Here is a 17,304-nt window from a genome sequence, read left to right as displayed (position 1 = left end):
GCAGGGCGAACATATCGTGCCCTGAGGAATGATCGATGAAACCGGCCCGCGTTATAATCCTAGGTGTCGCCGTGGTGGCAGCCGGCCTCGCCGGCTTGCTGGCGATGCGCATGGCGGGCAATCCCGATGTCGTCACCCAGGTCCAGTCGGTCGTCGAGAAGGAACCGACCGTCAACATCCTCGTATCGAGCGGCAACCTGCCGGTCGGCGCAAGGCTGGACGAGAAGTCGGTTCACTGGATGGCCTGGCCGCAGGACGGCGTTGTCCAGGGCCTGATCACCGAAGCTGACAAGCCGGATGCGATCAAGGATCTGCAGGGCGCCGTCGTGCGTCTTCCGATTTTCGAGGGTGAACCGATCCGGCCGGAAAAGGTCGCCGATTCCAACAGCCGCATCCTGTCTTCGCTGTTGCCGGCCGGCAAGCGCGCGGTGGCAACCGAGATCTCGGTGGCAACGGGCGCCGGCGGTTTCATTCTGCCGAACGACCGCGTCGACGTCATCATGGTCCGCAAAGGCACCGAAGCCAACAAGCTCATTACCGAAACCGTGCTGAGCAATGTCCGCGTTCTCGCCATCGACCAGCAGATCCAGGAAAAGGACGACGGCTCGAAGGCAGTGGTCGGCACGACCGCGACGCTCGAGCTGACCCCGGATCAGACCAAGGTTCTCGCCGTCGCCCAGCAGATGGCGGACCGGTTGTCGCTAGCGTTGCGCTCGGTCGCCGATGCGCAGGAGCAGGATACCAGCGCGGCGGACTATCTCCTGAGCGGCGATAACGGCAGTGCGATCATTCAGGTCATCAAATCAGGCGCCATCGTCACGGATGCCAGCGGCGCGGCGAAGGCGGAGTAAAAGGACGTGCAAATGGGCAATTCAACGCGGCGCGCCAGGCTTCTGCTGACAGGCGGTCTCTCGCTGGCAATCGGCGCCTCCGGCATGGCGCCGGCCCCCCTCGCGCCGCTTTTCGGTGCAGACGAGGCGCGTGCCGATTCCGACAGCCTGGTGCGTATCTCGCAGACCGGCCCCAATGCCCACCGCCGGCTGAAGCTCGGGCTCAACAAGGCCGTCGTCGTCGACCTGCCGGAGGATGCGCATGATATCCTCGTCTCCGATCCGACCATGGCCGATGCCGTGACCCGCACCTCGCGGCGCATCTACCTGTTCGGCAAGAAGGTCGGCCAGACGAATATCTTCGTCTTCGGCGGCGATGGGCAGGAGATCGTCAATCTCGATATCGAGATCGAGCGCGACGTTTCCGGTCTCGAAGTCAATCTCCGCCGCTTTATTCCCGATTCCAACATCAACGTCGAAATCGTCTCAGACAATATCGTGCTGACCGGCACCGTGCGCACCCCGCAGGCCGCGACGCAGGCGGCCGATCTGGCGCAGGTCTTCCTGAAGGGCGGCGAAGCGACGACACGAACCGAGACGGCATCCGGCACCGGCGGCGACAGCTCGGTGGCCCTCTTTGCCGAAGGCCGTCAGGCCTCGCAGGTCGTCAACCTGCTGCAGATCCAGGGCGAGGACCAGGTCACGCTCAAGGTGACCATCGCCGAGGTCCGTCGCGAGGTGCTGAAGCAGCTCGGCTTCGACAATCTCGTCTCCAATTCCTCCGGCATGACGGTCGCCCAACTCGGCACTCCCAACGCCGACGGTGCGACGGCGACGGTCGGCGGCGGCCTGGCGGCGCTCTTCAAGAGCTCGATCGGCAAATACGACATCTCCACCTATCTGAACGCGTTGGAACAGGCCAAGGTCGTCAAGACGCTCGCCGAACCGACGCTGACGGCGATATCGGGCCAGGCCGCGACCTTCAATTCCGGTGGCCAGCAGCTTTATTCCACGACCGACAATGACGGCAACGTCACCGTCGTACCGTTCAACTACGGTATCAACCTCGCCTTCAAGCCGGTCGTGCTGTCATCGGGCCGCATCAGCCTGGAGATCAAGACGAACGTCTCCGAACCGGTTTCCGGCAGCGGCAACGCCACCTACCAGCGCCGTTCGGCCGAGACCTCGGTGGAGCTGCCCTCGGGCGGTTCGATCGCGCTGGCCGGTCTCATCCGCGACAACGTTTCCCAGACGATGGGCGGCACGCCTGGCGTCTCGAAAATCCCGCTGCTCGGCACGCTCTTCCGCCAGAAGGGTTTCGAGCGTCAGGAAACCGAACTCGTCATCATCGCGACACCCTATCTGGTGCGCCCGGTGGCGCGTAACCAACTCAACCGGCCGGACGACAATTTCAGCCCTGAGAATGACGGTGCAACCTTCTTCCTCAACCGTGTGAACAAAGTCTATGGCCGCCGCGAGGCGCCCGTCGCCGATGCGCAGTTCCACGGCTCGATCGGGTTCATCTACAAATGAGCGGGGCGCGATCGGCAGCAATGGACGAGAACAGAGATCAGGCGATGGCCCATATGAATGCGACGACACCCCGCCTCGGAATCTCCAAGGCGCTTTTTGCCACCGCCGTCATTTCGGTGGCGGTCCTTTCCGGATGCGCCGGTCCGCACGACCAGCTGACGACGGGCGGCATTCCCGACGATTACCGCGCCCGCCATCCGATCATCGTGACGGAGGCGGAGCAGACGGTGGATATACCCGTCGCCTCGACCGACCGCCGCCTGACCATCGCCCAACGCGATCTCATCCGGGGCTTTGCCGCAAACTACATCTCACGCGCGTCGGGCCCCGTTTACGTCCTGTCGCCGGAAGGCTCGCCCAATTCGGCGGCGGCTCATCAGCTGCGCAACCAGGTCCGCGCCGAACTGGCGGCGAGGGGGATCGCAAGCTCGAAGATCGTCAACACCTCCTATGCCGCCGCCGGTGCCGGCGATGCGGCGCCGATCCGGCTGAGCTTTACCGGAACGACCGCGGTCACTACGCAGTGCGGCCAATGGCCGAAGGATATCTCGAACGATTTCACCAACCAGAATTATTATAATTTCGGCTGCGCCTCCCAGAACAACCTTGCCGCCCAGATTGCCAATCCGGAGGACCTGGTTGCACCTCGCGGCATGACGCCGATCGATGCACAGCGACGCAACAATGCCATCCAGGAATACCGGACGACGACGTCGACGATCGAAGACATCGGCGACAGCAGCAGCGGCTTCTGAGGCGGAACGGAACGATGAGCGCGATCGAATACGAAATCAGGAACCCCAGCGAGCTTCGCCACGCCGAAGAGGCGGTGCGCATGGCGGATCTGGAAAACATGCGGCCGCTGCCGCGCATCTCCGTTCACGCCTTCTGCGAGAGCGAGGCCCTGCAGCATGTCATGGAGCGCTGCGCCAACGATCGGCGCATGGCGAAGGTCAGCATGCGCATCACCAGCGGCGGCATAGCTGCCGCGGCCAATATGTTTTCCGGCGCTCCGACGCCGAACCTCATCATCCTGGAGACCAAAGCCAATTCCGGCAGCCTGCTTGGAGAACTCGCTCCGCTCGCCGCCGTCTGCGACCCGACGACGAAGGTCGTGATCGTCGGCTACTACAATGATATCGGTCTCTATCGCGAACTCATCCGCAACGGCATTTCCGAATATATGGTCCAGCCGGTCGCCATGCCCGATATCCTGACGGCGATGGCTTCGATCTTCGTCGATCCGGAGGCCGAGCCGCTCGGCCGCAGCATCGCCTTCATCGGCTCGAAAGGCGGCACCGGCGCCTCGACCGTTGCGCATAATTGCGCCTTCGGCATTTCCAATCTCTTCTCCACAGAGACGATCCTCGCCGATCTCGACCTGCCCTACGGCACGGCGAATATCGACTTCGACCAGGATCCGGCTCAGGGGATCGCCGAGGCGGTCTTCGCGCCGGATCGTCTCGACGAAGTCTTCCTCGACCGCCTGCTGACGAAATGCTCCGAGCATCTTTCGCTGCTTGCAGCACCCTCGCTGCTCGACCGCGCTTATGATTTCGACGGCCAGGCCTTCCAGCCGGTGCTCGACGTCCTGCAGCGCAGCGCGCCGGTCACGGTGCTCGATGTTCCGCATGCATGGTCGGAATGGACGCGCTCGGTGCTGTCGAGCGTCGACGAGGTGGTTTTGTGCGCGGTTCCCGATCTCGCCAATCTGCGCAACGCGAAGAACATGCTGGACGCGCTGCGCAAGATGCGGCCGAACGACAAGCCGCCGCATCTCGTCCTCAATCAGGTCGGCATGCCGAAGCGTCCGGAGATCTCGCCCTCGGACTTCTGCGAACCGCTGGAAATCGATCCGATCGCCATCATTCCCTTTGACATCAATCTTTTCGGCAACGCCGCCAACAGCGGCCGGATGATCTCGGAAGTCGATCCGAAATCGCCGACGGCGGAAACCTTTTCGCAGATATCGCATATCGTTACCGGCCGTGTCGCGATCAAGAAGGCGAAGAAGGGCGGGCTGATGGGCCTCCTGAAGCGTAAGTAGACGATGAGCAATTCCAGCAAAACTGCGCAGCGGAATTGCGTGAAAACAAAAAGATAGAGCAGATTGGATTAAGCGGCATGTTTGGAAAACGCGGAAACGAAGGTTTCGGAAAGGCCGGAGGCGCGATTGCTCCCCCGCCGCCGGCTCCGGCCGCCGCCCCCGCGGCCTCCTCTCCTGCCGTCCTGGTCGAACCTTCGCGCGAATCCGCGCGTCAGCAGGTGACGCCCCCGCCGATGCACGCGCCGCAGCGCAAGCGTCCTGTCCGCACCGACGAATATTACGACACCAAGGCGCAGGTCTTTTCTGCGCTGATCGACACGATCGATCTCTCGCAGCTTTCCAAGCTCGACGGCGAAAGCGCGCGCGAGGAAATCCGCGACATCGTCAACGACATCATCACCATCAAGAATTTCGCGATGTCGATCTCCGAGCAGGAAGAGCTGCTTGAGGATATCTGTAACGACGTCCTGGGCTATGGCCCGCTGGAACCGTTGCTGGCGCGCGACGATATCGCCGATATCATGGTCAACGGCGCCGGGCAGACCTTCATCGAAGTCGGCGGCAAGACGATCGAATCGGAGATCCGCTTCCGTGACAATGCGCAGCTTCTCTCCATCTGCCAGCGCATCGTCAGCCAGGTCGGCCGCCGTGTCGACGAGTCGAGCCCGATCTGCGACGCCCGCCTTCCGGACGGTTCGCGCGTCAACGTCATCGCGCCGCCGCTGTCGATCGACGGGCCGGCGCTCACCATCCGCAAATTCAAGAAGGACAAGCTGACGCTCGACCAGCTCGTCCGTTTCGGCGCGATCACGCCGGAAGGCGCCACCGTCCTGCAGGTCATCGGGCGCGTGCGCTGCAATGTCGTCATTTCAGGCGGCACGGGCTCGGGTAAGACGACGCTCCTGAACTGCCTGACCAATTACATCGACAGGGACGAACGCGTCATCACCTGCGAGGATACGGCCGAACTGCAGCTGCAGCAGCCGCATGTCGTGCGTTTGGAAACGCGCCCGCCGAATATCGAAGGCGAGGGCGAAATCACCATGCGCGACCTCGTCAAGAACTGTCTGCGTATGCGTCCCGAGCGCATCATCGTCGGCGAAGTGCGCGGACCTGAGGTCTTCGACCTCCTGCAGGCGATGAACACCGGTCACGATGGCTCGATGGGCACGATCCACGCCAACACGCCGCGCGAATGCCTGAGCCGTATCGAATCGATGATCGCCATGGGCGGCTTCACGCTGCCGGCAAAGACGGTGCGCGAGATCATCTCCAGCTCCGTCGACGTCATCATCCAGGCCGCGCGCCTTCGCGACGGTTCGCGCCGTATCACCCAGATCACCGAGGTGATCGGCATGGAAGGCGACGTCATCATCACCCAGGACCTGATGCGCTACGAGATCGAAGGCGAGGATGCGGGCGGCCGTCTGATCGGCCGGCACATGTCGACCGGCGTCGGCAAGCCGCATTTCTGGGATCGGGCCCGTTATTTCAACGAGGAAAAGCGCCTTGCCGCGGCCCTCGATGCGATGGAAGCGAAATCGAAGGAATAGGGTGATGTTCGGGTTCGATCCGGTAGTCCTGGCAATCGTCGTGCTCGCCGCCGTCTCGGCGGCGGCGGTCGCCTATGCCCTGATGTTTTCCCGGATCGAGGCCGATAAGAAATCGGCAAGCCGCATCAACCGCGTCAAATCGGCCGAAGTCGACAGGGCCAAGGTCAAGGCTGCCCGCGACCGGGTGCAGGAATTGTCGAAGCGCCGCAAGTCGGTGCAGGACAATCTGAAGGATCTGGAAAAGCGCCAGAACGAAAAGACCAAGAAGAACCTGTCGATGAAGTCTAGGCTGGTGCAGGCCGGCCTGGCGGTCACGGTGACGCAGTTCTATCTCTTCAGCGCCATCTTCGCCTCCGTGCTGCTGCTCATGGCTTTCGTCATCGGTGCGTCTTGGATGGTCATGGTCGGCATCGCCGTCGTGGCCGGGCTCGGCCTGCCGCGTTGGATCCTCGGCTTCCTCATCAAGCGCCGCCAGAACAAGTTCCTCAACGAGCTTCCGAATGCGCTCGACGTCATCACACGCTCGATCAAATCGGGCCTGCCGCTCAACGATGCGATCCGTCTCATTGCAACCGAAGGCACCGAGCCCGTTAAAAGTGAATTCCGGCGCGTGATCGAGGCGCAGCAGGTGGGGCTCAGCATTCCCGATGCCTGCGCCCGCATGACGATCCACATGCCGCTCCAGGAGGTCAACTTCTTCGCCATCGTCATCGCCATCCAGTCGCAGGCCGGCGGCAACCTGTCGGAGGCGATCGGCAACCTCTCCAAGGTTCTGCGCGACCGCAGGAAGATGAAGGCCAAGGTGTCGGCGCTTTCGATGGAAGCCAAGGCCTCCGCCGTCATCATCGGCGCTCTGCCCTTCATCGTCGCGACCCTCGTCTACCTCACGTCGCCGAATTACATGATGGTCCTTTTCACCGATCCGCGCGGCCATGTCATCATGGGTTTCTCGGCGATCTGGATGTCGATCGGCATCTTCGTCATGCGCAACATGGTCAATTTCGACATTTAGCGGGAGAAAAGCACCATGTCGCAGGATCTTGCCGCAACGCTGACCAATCCGGGCATGCTGATCGCCGTCTTCGTCGCGATCGCCGTCTTCGCCACTTTCTATACGATCGCCATCCCCTTCTTCGAGCGCGGCGATCTCAGCAAGCGCATGAAAGCCGTTTCGACCGAGCGCGAGCAGATCCGCGCCCGCGAACGTGCCCGCATGAACACGGAGCCCGGTGCCGGCAGGGCCTCGCTGAGGAGCCAGAACAACCGCCCGGTTCGCCAGATCGTCGAGCGCTTCAACCTGCGCAAGGCGCTCGTTGACGAAAATACGGTCAACAAGCTGCGGGCCGCCGGTTTTCGCTCGGAGAATGCGCTGAATACCTTCCTCGCGGCGCGTTTCCTGTTGCCATTCCTTTTCCTTGCCCTTGCCGCCTTCTGGGTCTTCGGCCTCGGCGGTCTTGCCGAACGCGGCATGCCCATGCGCATGCTCGCCGTCATCGGCATCGGATATCTCGGCTTTTACGCGCCGAACATCTACATCTCGAATCGCATGACCAAGCGTCAGCACTCGATCAAGCGCGCCTGGCCGGATGCGCTGGACCTGATGCTGATCTGCGTCGAATCAGGCATTTCGATCGAGGCCGCGATGCGTCGCGTGTCCGAAGAGCTCGGCGAGCAGTCGCCGCCGTTGGCCGAGGAAATGGTGCTGACCACCGCCGAACTCTCCTTTCTGCCGGATCGCCGTGTGGCGCTCGAAAATCTCGCCACACGCACGCAGATCGAGCTGGTGCGCTCTGTGACCCAGGCGCTGATCCAGGCGGATCGTTACGGCACGCCGGTTGCGCAGGCCCTGCGCGTCCTCGCCCAGGAAGGACGCGACGAGCGGATGAACGAAGCGGAAAAGAAGGCGGCCGCCCTGCCGCCGAAATTGACGGTGCCGATGATCCTTTTCTTCCTGCCGGTGCTGATCGCCGTCATTCTCGGTCCGGCCGGTATCCAGGTGGCCGACAAGTTCTGAGGGTTGCTCCGGCGCCGGAAAGCGGATGCCTTTCATCGCAGCCTCAACCGGCGTGACTGGCGCCGGCATAGCTGGTAAACGGAATGGAAGGCCATCGGGAAGTGCGGAAGCGACCGCCGCTTTCCCCAGCGTTATCGATCCCGAAAGAGAGGTTCCGATGTCTTCCGCGGGCGTTTTCATCAGCATCATGGCAGCCTTGATGGTCGGCGCGATGAGCCCCGGCCCGAGCTTCGTCGTCGTCTCCAGGATCGCCATTTCGCGTTCGCGGCTGGATGGACTCGCGGCCGCACTCGGCATGGGCGCCGGCGGCGTCGTTTTTGCTGCGCTGGCGCTTGCCGGTCTGACGGCGCTGCTGTCGCAGTTCGAATGGCTCTATGTGCTGCTGAAGGTCGCGGGCGGCGCCTATCTTCTCTATATCGCCGTAATATCTGGAAAGGAGCCGGAGAGCCGCTCGAGGTTTCCGATGCCGCCAATGACCATCGCGCACCTCTGCGCAGCTTCATGACGGCATTGCTGACGCAACTCAGCAACCCCAAGACCATCATCGTCTATGCCAGCCTCTTTGCGGCGCTTCTGCCGAGGACGGTGCCGCTCGATCTCATTGTGGCGCTGCCGGTCGGTGTCTTCGCGGTGGAGGCGGGGTGGTATTCGATCGTGGCGCTCGCCTTTTCGGCCCGCCACCCCAGGCGGCTCTATCTCCATGCCAAAGGCTGGATCGATCGGGCCGCCGGCGCCGTGATGGGCGGCCTTGGTCTGCGTCTCATTCTTTCGGGCTTGAGCGTCCGTTAAAGCGCGTCGCGATCTTTCAGATTCGCTCCTCGCGCTTTAGATCTTTGTTTTACGCATGTCGTTATCGCAAAGCCGCTGCACACTTTTGCGCGACATGCTCTAGAGGGCCCAGTCATTCGGCAAGTGATCCGCTCAGTTGGTATTGCCGCCATCCGCCGCACCCGGCGTCTTGTCCTTCGCCGCGAGCTTCTGCCAGGAGTTCTGCTGCGAGAGCATGCCTCTGAGATAGGCGACGTTGGCATCGGCCTGTTGCGGCGAGAGTTCGCGTCGCGCGATCTGCTCGGCTTCCGGGAAACGTCCCTGCAGCCCGACGACGAGGGCAAGGTTCTGCCTGACGCGGCTGTCGGCGGTCGGCTTGCTGGCGGCGGAGCGCAGATAGGTTTCGGCCGTGCGCAGGTCGCCGGTCAGCACATAGGACATGCCGAGATTGGAAAGGATGGAAGGCTCGTTCGGCTGGATGTCGAGCGCGTCGCGGTAGCGCTTTCTGGCGTCTGTCGCCCTGCCCATCTGGTCGAGGATCGCGCCTTGAGCCGAGATCAGCTTCCAGTCCGGACGGTCCGGCGTCTGGGCGCGGCCGATCGTGTCGAGCGCCTGCTCGAACTGGCCGGCCGCCGCCTGCGCCTTGCCGTAGGCGGCCAGCACGTTGCGGTCGCCGGGATTGGCAATCGCCACCTGCTGCATGACGGCGAGCGCCTGGGCATCGCGTCCGTTCATGCGCAGCAGATTGGCATAATTGACGCCGTTGACGGGATCGCGCGGGTTTTTTGCATAGGCCTGGCCGAGCCGGTCGGTCGCTAAGCGCAACTCGGTCGCGTCCATCTCCTCGACAGGCTTGGTGATCTTCGGCACCGATCCCGTCGTCATCCGGTCCTTGGTCGTCGAGCAACCGGCAAGCGCCAGGACGATCAGCGATGCCGCGGCGCCCTGCAGGATACGATTGGTGAATATGGTGGTGAGCGAGGCAGGCATGACGCGTTCCTGGATTCCGAAATCGGCGCCTGACCTCGAACGCGGAACAGGAAAGGTTTGACGCAATCTTCGCTCCAGCAATAGTCTGTTAACCCTAACAGACCGTTAAGGAACGATTCCTGACGACCGCCGAAGGACGATCATGGCCCCCTATCAGTTTATCGAGAGACCGACCCCTTTCAACACGAAGGGCGGTTCGACGCTGCCGATCTTTGCCGTCACCCCTGCCCATATCGAGACCGGTACGATCGACCCGATCGCGCTCGATTGGGCGCAGAAGGCGGGCTACAAGGCTGAAAGCGGATCGCTGCTGCTGATCCCGACGGCCGATGGCCATCTCGGCGGCGCGCTTTACGGCCTCGGCACCAATCCGTCCGAACAGCCCTACATCACCGGCAGGCTCGCCCGCGCATTGCCGGCCGGCGACTGGCACATCGAGACCGCGCCGCTGACGGCGAATCGCCTGGCCCTCGGCTTCGGGCTCGGCAGCTATCGTTTCGACCGCTACAAATCCGAAAAATCGCCGGCCGCGACGCTGATGATTCCGAGGGATGCCGATGCTGCCGATATCAAGCGCCAGCTCGCCGGCGTCTTTCTCGCCCGCGACCTCATCAACACGCCGACCAACGATATGGGACCGGAACAGCTCGAAGCCGCTTTCCGCGGCCTGGCTCAGCATTACAAGGCAGAACTATCGATTATTACGGGCGACGAGCTGCTCGAGCAAAACTTCCCTCTCGTCCATACCGTCGGCCGCGCCAGCGCCGATGCGCCGCGCCTTCTCGAACTGCGCTGGGGCAAGAAGGGCCATCGCAAGGTGACGCTCGTCGGCAAGGGCGTCTGCTTCGATACCGGCGGCCTCGACATCAAGCCCGCCGCCTCGATGCTGCTGATGAAGAAGGACATGGGTGGAGCTGCGAATGTCATGGGCCTTGCCCTGATGATCATGGACGCCAAGCTGAAGGTCGACCTGCGCGTCATCATCCCCGTCGTCGAAAACGCGATCTCGTCCAATGCTTTCCGTCCCGGCGACATCTATCGGAGCCGTAAAGGACTGACCGTCCAGATCGATAATACCGATGCCGAAGGCCGCCTGATCCTTGCCGATGCGCTCGCCTATGCCGACGAGGAGGAGCCCGACCTGCTGATCGACATGGCGACGCTGACGGGCGCTGCCCGCGTCGCGCTCGGCCCCGATCTTCCGCCCTTCTTCACCGACGACGCCAATCTGGCGCACGATCTCACCGAAGCGAGCCTCGAAACGGACGATCCGATCTGGCGTCTGCCGCTTTATGCCGGCTATGAAAAGGATGTCCGCACCAAATTCGCCGACCTCACCAATGCCCCGGCCGGCGGCATGGCGGGGGCGATCACCGCCGCGCTCTTCCTCAAGCGCTTCGTCAGCAAGACGAAGAGCTGGGCCCACTTCGACATTTACGGCTGGGCCCAGTCCGAGCGGCCGCATTCGCCGGGTGGTGGTGAGGCGCAGGCGATCCGCGCGCTCTTTCACCATATTCGCGAGAGCGTTCGCTAAGCCGATCATTAAAATTTTATTCACCCTGCCGGGCGGCAGTTCCTGCCGCCCCTTGCGTATGCGCAGCAACTGCCGGAAAATGAAACGCTAGCGTAACGATTTTCCGGAGGAGCCGTGCCGATCGAACTGACCGCCTCGCAGGCGCTGGGGCTCTGGCATGGCGTGGCGCTCGATCAGGTCCGCCACGACGACCGCGATTTGACGTTGCGCCAGATGGCGATCCTGCTGCATATTTATCTGGTGCCGCCGCCCCATACGGTACGCGGGCTTGCCGCCACGCTTGGCGTCACCAAGCCGGTCATCACGCGCGCCCTGGATACGATGGGTGAGATGGGTCTGGTCGACCGCGTGCGCGACGATGCCGACCGCCGCAACGTGATCATCAAGCGCACCGTCGGCGGAGCGCTTTACCTGGAAAAGCTCGGCGATCTCGTACGCGATCAGGGCCGCCGGCTGCCGATCTGAAAGGATGCCAATGACGATGCTCGACCGCCGCCTGCATGCCTACCGGCCTGATCTCGCGGAAGCGGGGCTCGAAGGCAAGGTGGAGGCATCGCGCTTCGTGAAAGGCGCTCCGGCGCGTGTTGCCGTCCCCGTCGTGGCCTTGCGGCCGGAACCGGATCTTGCGCGCGGCATCGATACTGAGTTGCTGCTGGGCGAAGACCTGACGGTTTTCGATCGTGCCGACGGCTGGTGCTGGGTGAAGGCCGCCTCCGATGGCTATGTCGGCTATCTCCCGGCGGAGGCGCTCTCGGAGGGCAAGCCGGCGCCGACCCATATCGTCACCGCACAGCGCAGCTTCGTCTATCCAGAACCCGAACTGCGCAAGCCTCACCAGGCCATTCTGTCGATGGGAAGCCGCGTTCATGTCATGGGTGAAGCGGAAGCGCGCGGCAATCACTATGTCGTGCTGGAGGACGGAACGGCGCTCTTTTCCAGGCACGTCCAGCCGATCGGCGCGCTTGATGGCGCTGATTATGTCGAAATCGTCGCCCGTTTCCTCGAAACACCCTATCTCTGGGGCGGCCGCTCCGGTCTCGGCATTGATTGTTCCGGTCTCGTCCAGCTCGCGATGCTGATGACGGGCAGACATGCGCCGCGCGATACCGACATGCAGGCGGCAGGCCTCGGTCAGCCGATCGACCGCTCCGAAATCCGCCGCGGCGATCTGGTGTTCTGGAAGGGGCACGTCGCCGTCTTCGAAGATCCGGAAACGATCCTTCACGCCAACGGCTACAGCATGACCGTCGCCCGCGAGAATTTCGAAGGTGCCGTCAAGCGCATCGGCTTGCTTTATGAGCAGCCGACCGGCTACCGCCGCCCGATTGCTGATTAGCGGCGTGTTTCGCGTGGATCGAGAAGATCGCGCAATCCGTCGCCGAGCATGTTGAAGCCGAGAACGGCAAGCGCGATGGCAAGGCCCGGCAGGATCGCCAGCCAGGGAGCCAGCGCCAGATAGGTTTGCGCATCGGCAAGCATCCGGCCCCATGTCGGCGCCGGCGGCGCCATGCCGAGCCCGAGGAAGCTGAGGCCGGCTTCGGTCAGGATTGCGAGCCCGAGTTGGATCGTCGCATGCACGATGATCTGGCTCAAGATGTTCGGCAGCACGTGACGCAGCGAAATGGTCAGGCGGGTGTTGCCGATCGCGCGGGCCGCCATGACATAATCGCGGCTCCAGGCCTGCAGCGAGGTCGCAAGCGTGATACGGGCAAAGACCGGGATCATGAAAACGCCGATCGCGGTGATGGCGGTGAACCGTCCGGGGCCGAGGAAGGCGCCGAGCACCATGGCGGAAAGGATCGGCGGCAACGCGAAGATGACGTCGCAGAGGCGCATCAGCAGCGCTTCGAAGGGGCCGCGGATCGCGGCCGCCGAAATGCCGGCGATTGAACCGAAGGTTCCGCCGATCGCAACCGCGGCAACCGCGATCGAAAGCGAGTTCCAGCACCCGGCCATCAGCATCGAAAGAACATCGCGGCCGAATTGATCCGTGCCGAGCACGCCGAAGGCAAGCGGCGGCTGCAGTTTATGGATGATCTGCATCTTCGCCGGCGGCAGCGGCGTCCAGACGAGAGACAACAATGCGATGGCGATCAGCACGCCGATGATCGTCGCTCCTGAAATGAGGTTCATTCGCCGGCTAAATTTGAAGGCCTGGCGGCGATGGATGCTGGCGGGGGATGTGATGGGCGCCATGCCTCAGGCCGCCTTTCTCATCCGGGGATCGATCGCGAGATAAGAAAGATCGACGATGAAATTCATGACGATGACCAGGACAGCAAAAAACAGCACGACGTCCTGCATCACGATGATATCGCGCTGGGAGAGTGCCTGAAGCGCAAGCCGCCCGAGGCCGGGCAGGTTGAAGACATTTTCCACCAGCACCGCGCCGGCGACGAGAAAGGTGAATTGCAGCCCGATCACGGTAAGGATCGGAATCAGCGCATTCGGCAGGATATGCCGCCAGAGCACGGCGCCGCGCGAAAGGCCCTTGGCCGCCGCGGTGCGGGCGAAATCCTCATGCATGGTCTCCAGCACCGCCGCGCGTGCCACGCGCGTCAACACGCCCGCCTGCGGCATCGCCAGCGCGACGGCCGGCATGACAAGCGCCTGCAATGCCGGCAGAAGGCCGGCGCTCCAGCCCGGGAAGCCGCCGGCGGGCATCAGCCCGAGCACGGTTGAAAACAGCATGATCAGCAGCAGCGCCACCCAGAAGGCGGGCACGGCGATGCTGACCTGCGAAAAGAGTGTTGCGACGGCGTCGAGGAGACCGCCCCGGCGCGAGGCCGCCAGTGCGCCGAGGGGCAGGGCGACCACTACCGAAAGCAGGATCGCCATCAGCGCCAGCGGCAACGTCACAGCAAGCCGCTCGAGGATCAGCCCCGCGACGGGCACGCCATAGGTGAGGGAATTGCCGAGATTGCCTGACAATACACCGATCAGCCATTGCCCGTAACGGAGGATGAGCGGCTGGTCGAGGCCGAGTTCATGCCGCAGCGCCGCCAGCGTCTCCGGGCTTGCGGAAGTGCCGAGCATGATCGAGGCGGGATCTCCCGGCAGAAGGTCCGTGACGGCGAAGATCAGCAGCGAGACGACGAGAAGCGTGATGAGGAGGCCAGCGAAGCGGCGGGCGAGGAGGGTGATCATGTCGGGCCGAGCAGTGCGGCAATCGAATGGAGCACACCCTCTCCTCCCTCATTCCTGTGCTTGTCACAGGAATCCAGCCACGGCGCGTCCGCGCCGTGAGTGACTCTATGATAGGGGAGGCGGTTTCCCGCGCCCAAGGACTTGGGCGCACTGGATTCCTGTGACATCCCTTGGGCGAAGCCCTGAGGGCACAGGAATGAGGGAAGGAGAGGGCTGCGCACCTTATCGGCCATCTGTATTCGGATCTCCAAAGCCTGCGCCATACCCACCAAGAACCTGCCGCTTATTCCTCCCAGGAAACCCCAGACAACACATTGGAAGGAATCGGCTCGTTCTCCCACAGCCCCTTCAACTTCCTGTCCCAGACGCCGAGTTTCGGCATGACGAAGAAGTAGAGCGCCGGCACGTCCTCGGCGAGGATCTTTTGTGCTTGTCCATAGATCGCATTCTGCGCATCCGGATCGGTCGTCTCCTGGACCTTCTTCATCAGTGCGTCGAAGTCTGCGTTCCTGTAATTGAAGTAATAGGGATCGCGGGCGTAGATATCGATGTCGAGCGGTTCGGCATGGGCGACGATGGTCATGTCGAAGTTGCGGTCCTTCATGATGTCCTGGACCCATTTCGCCGGAAATTCCGTCGGTTCGATATTCATCGTCACGCCGATTTCGGCAAACATCGCCTGCATCACCTGGGCACTGCGCGGCGCATAGGCCATTTGCGGCGTCTTGATGGTGAAGGTGAAGCCGTTGGGGTAGCCTGCCTCGGCAAGCAGGGCCTTCGCCTTCTCGACGTCGTAGGGAAGCACGCTGGTCATATCCCGATAGCCCGGATCGTTCGGCGTGTAGTGGCTGCCGATCGGCGTGCCGAGGCCCGACCATGCGCCGTCGATCACCGTCTTCCGGTCGATCGCCATCATCAGCGCCTGGCGGACGCGCTTGTCGTCGAAAGGCTTTTTGGCATTGTTCATGCCGGCGACGACCTTGAGTTCGGTATTGCCGACCTTGGTGGCGAGCCGCGCATCGCCGTCGAATGAGCTCATCAGTTCGGGAGCGGCAAATTCGGGGAAGGCATCGAGATCGCCGGACTTCAGCGCTGCGGCTTGGGCCTGCGGATCCGCGATGAAGCGAAAGATCACCTTGTCGAGCTTGGCGGCCGCGTCCTTGTTCCAGTAATCGGCATTCCTGGCGAGCTCGACCTTGTCGCCTTTCGCCCAGCCGGCGAATTTGAAGGGGCCGGTGCCGATCGGCGTCACCTTGTCGTCAGCCGCCGTCTTCGGCCCGACCATCACCGAGGCCGGCCAGCCGAGCCAGTAGATCAGGCTGCCGGTCGGCGCCGAGAGATGCAGGACCAGCGTCTCGGCATCGGGCGTGTCGATCGAGGCGATCGAGGCGAAGAAGCGTTTCTGCGGATTGACCGAATCCGGTCCGCGGGCGCGGTCCAGCGAAAACCTGGCGGCGGCGGCATCGAAGACCTCGCCGTCATGGAATTTGACGCCCGCCTGCAGCTTGAACGTATAGGTCAGGCCGTCTGGTGAAATCTGCCAGCTTTTTGCCAATTGCGGCTGAACCTTGCCGGCCTGGTCGATCGTCACGAGGCCCTCGAACACGTTCTGCCAAGTCACCTGGCCGATCGCCACCGGTGCCGCGATCGTCGGGTCGAGGCCGGTCGGCTCGACGCTCATGCCGAGATTGAGGGTGGTCTTCGCCGCTTCGGCCGGGGTCGCCGCAATCATGAGCGCCGCCGAAAGCACGGCACTGAGGGAAAGCTGCCTGATGAAACGCGCCGAAGGCATGAAGGAAAGCTTGATCATCATGTCCCTGTCTGGCCACGCTCACGGCGAAGGCCTTCGATGAATAGCGGTGCACACATTATGGAGATTTTTTACGCTCAGTGTAGCCGAAATAGCTACACAGCAAATCCGCTGCAAATGCAAGCGCCGGCGTTAGCCTTTGGTCTTCGCCCGGCGGCTCGTGCCTTCGCGCATGAAGTTTTCGATGAAGTCGACCAGTGTCGCCGCAGCAAAAGATAATTGCCGGTCCGGCGAGACACAGAGATCGACATGGGTGCGGATGCCGGTCTTGCCCGCAAGCGGGATCGCACGCAGCTGCCCAGCTTCGATCTCACGGCGAACGGCAAGCGCCGGGAGTAACGTGGCCGCGGCACCGCTGAGCACGAGCTCCTTCAGCATCTCGAGCGAGCTCGTGACGAAGACGGGATCGAGCTCCAGCCCTTCCTTCTCGATCAGCGCGTCGAAGGCCTGACGGAAGCCGAAGGAATGCTCGGGCAGCGCCAATGCGTAGTCGGCGAGCTTCCTCAAGGAGATATCGGCCTGGGCGGCGGCCGGATGCTGCGGCGTGACGATGAGATCATAGGCGATCTCCGACCGCAGCCGTATCTTCGTGCCCGAGAGCGGCGGTGAAAACAGCGTCACCGCGATATCCGCCGCGGCGCTGCTGACGGCGTCGACCGCCTGCCGTGCGCTGGTGATCGTCACGCTGAAGCGCAGCCGCGGGTACTTCAGGCTGAATTCCGCAAGCGCCGGCGCCAGCAGGCTGGTGACGGTGGCGCCATTGGCATAGATGCTGACATGGCCGCGCTGCAGCCCCTTCAGGTCCTCGATCAGCTGCTGCACATGATCGAGTTCGCGTAGCGTCCGCCCGGCGCGGGCGGCAAGCAGCTCACCTGCGGCCGTCAGCTTGACGCCGCGGAAGCTGCGCTCGACGAGCGGCGCGCCGAAATGCGTTTCGAGGTTTTCGATCTGCCGGCTGATCGCCGTCGGCGCGACGTTGAGGTTCTCGGCTGCCTGGCGCATGGAATTGGTCCTGACCAATTCGTCGAAATACATCAGCGCCCGGATCTGCATTCACGTCTCTCCGCCATTCGGCATA

General features: G+C 62.9%; 15 protein-coding genes and 1 pseudogene. 11 read left to right on the top strand and 5 right to left on the bottom strand.

Annotation, left to right across the window (positions count from 1 at the left end):
* The first annotated feature begins 35 nt into the window (after positions 1-35).
* From cpaB to QD408_RS01755, 8 genes and pseudogenes are all read left to right on the top strand, one after another.
* Entirely contained in the window at positions 36-851 is an 816-nt protein-coding gene (cpaB, locus tag QD408_RS01790) for a Flp pilus assembly protein CpaB (RefSeq protein ID WP_414138144.1), read from the top strand.
* A 12-nt stretch (positions 852-863) separates the two neighbouring features.
* On the top strand, positions 864-2,363 hold the full coding sequence (locus QD408_RS01785; RefSeq protein WP_414138143.1) for a type II and III secretion system protein family protein: 1,500 nt from the start codon (positions 864-866) through the stop codon (positions 2,361-2,363).
* Positions 2,360-3,118: a CpaD family pilus assembly protein gene (locus QD408_RS01780; RefSeq protein ID WP_414138142.1), complete on the top strand. Its 759-nt coding sequence runs from the start codon at positions 2,360-2,362 to the stop codon at positions 3,116-3,118. The genes QD408_RS01785 and QD408_RS01780 overlap by 4 nt, the downstream gene beginning before the upstream one ends.
* A 14-nt stretch (positions 3,119-3,132) precedes the next feature.
* Positions 3,133-4,410: an AAA family ATPase gene (locus tag QD408_RS01775; protein ID WP_088684351.1), complete on the top strand. Its 1,278-nt coding sequence runs from the start codon at positions 3,133-3,135 to the stop codon at positions 4,408-4,410.
* 77 nt (positions 4,411-4,487) lie between these two features.
* Entirely contained in the window at positions 4,488-5,963 is a 1,476-nt protein-coding gene (locus QD408_RS01770; protein ID WP_088684352.1) for a CpaF family protein, read from the top strand.
* A 4-nt stretch (positions 5,964-5,967) separates the two neighbouring features.
* On the top strand, positions 5,968-6,975 hold the full coding sequence (locus QD408_RS01765) for a type II secretion system F family protein (protein WP_414138141.1): 1,008 nt from the start codon (positions 5,968-5,970) through the stop codon (positions 6,973-6,975).
* A gap of 15 nt (positions 6,976-6,990) precedes the next feature.
* Complete coding sequence (locus QD408_RS01760) at positions 6,991-7,977, top strand: type II secretion system F family protein (RefSeq protein ID WP_414138140.1); 987 nt, start codon at positions 6,991-6,993, stop codon at positions 7,975-7,977.
* A 157-nt stretch (positions 7,978-8,134) separates the two neighbouring features.
* Positions 8,135-8,766 (top strand): annotated as a pseudogene (locus QD408_RS01755) (LysE family translocator).
* A gap of 132 nt (positions 8,767-8,898) precedes the next feature.
* Here QD408_RS01755 and QD408_RS01750 read toward each other — a convergent pair.
* Entirely contained in the window at positions 8,899-9,735 is an 837-nt protein-coding gene (locus tag QD408_RS01750; RefSeq protein ID WP_414138139.1) for a tetratricopeptide repeat protein, read from the bottom strand.
* A gap of 142 nt (positions 9,736-9,877) precedes the next feature.
* Between QD408_RS01750 and QD408_RS01745 the strand changes: the two genes are divergently transcribed.
* The 3 genes from QD408_RS01745 to QD408_RS01735 all read left to right on the top strand — a co-directional run bounded on the left by QD408_RS01745 (position 9,878) and on the right by QD408_RS01735 (position 12,605).
* Positions 9,878-11,269, top strand: a complete 1,392-nt coding sequence (locus tag QD408_RS01745; protein ID WP_414138138.1) for a leucyl aminopeptidase family protein — start codon at positions 9,878-9,880, stop codon at positions 11,267-11,269.
* Positions 11,270-11,383: 114 nt separating this feature from the next.
* On the top strand, positions 11,384-11,734 hold the full coding sequence (locus QD408_RS01740; protein WP_088676486.1) for a MarR family transcriptional regulator: 351 nt from the start codon (positions 11,384-11,386) through the stop codon (positions 11,732-11,734).
* Positions 11,735-11,744: 10 nt separating this feature from the next.
* Positions 11,745-12,605 carry an NlpC/P60 family protein gene (locus tag QD408_RS01735; RefSeq protein WP_414138137.1) on the top strand — a complete coding sequence of 287 codons (861 nt, stop codon included), beginning with the start codon at positions 11,745-11,747 and terminating at the stop codon, positions 12,603-12,605.
* Here the strand turns inward: QD408_RS01735 and QD408_RS01730 are convergent.
* The 4 genes from QD408_RS01730 to QD408_RS01715 form a co-directional block, all read right to left on the bottom strand.
* Entirely contained in the window at positions 12,602-13,465 is an 864-nt protein-coding gene (locus QD408_RS01730) for an ABC transporter permease (protein WP_414138136.1), read from the bottom strand. The two genes, QD408_RS01735 and QD408_RS01730, sit on opposite strands and share 4 nt — an antisense overlap.
* 3 nt (positions 13,466-13,468) lie before the next feature.
* Complete coding sequence (locus tag QD408_RS01725; protein WP_414138135.1) at positions 13,469-14,416, bottom strand: ABC transporter permease; 948 nt, start codon at positions 14,414-14,416, stop codon at positions 13,469-13,471.
* Positions 14,417-14,699: 283 nt separating this feature from the next.
* Positions 14,700-16,226: an ABC transporter substrate-binding protein gene (locus tag QD408_RS01720; RefSeq protein ID WP_414138235.1), complete on the bottom strand. Its 1,527-nt coding sequence runs from the start codon at positions 16,224-16,226 to the stop codon at positions 14,700-14,702.
* A 132-nt stretch (positions 16,227-16,358) separates the two neighbouring features.
* The gene (locus tag QD408_RS01715; protein WP_414138134.1) at positions 16,359-17,279 is read right to left on the bottom strand and encodes a LysR family transcriptional regulator; all 921 of its coding nucleotides are present in this window, start codon (positions 17,277-17,279) and stop codon (positions 16,359-16,361) included.
* Positions 17,280-17,304 lie beyond the last annotated feature (25 nt).

Origin of the sequence: Rhizobium sp. BR 249 (assembly GCF_047445895.1) — a bacterium.
Lineage (GTDB): Bacteria > Pseudomonadota > Alphaproteobacteria > Rhizobiales > Rhizobiaceae > Rhizobium.
Note: the sequence above shows the minus strand (reverse complement) of the source record. Positions and strands in the feature narration are given on the sequence as shown.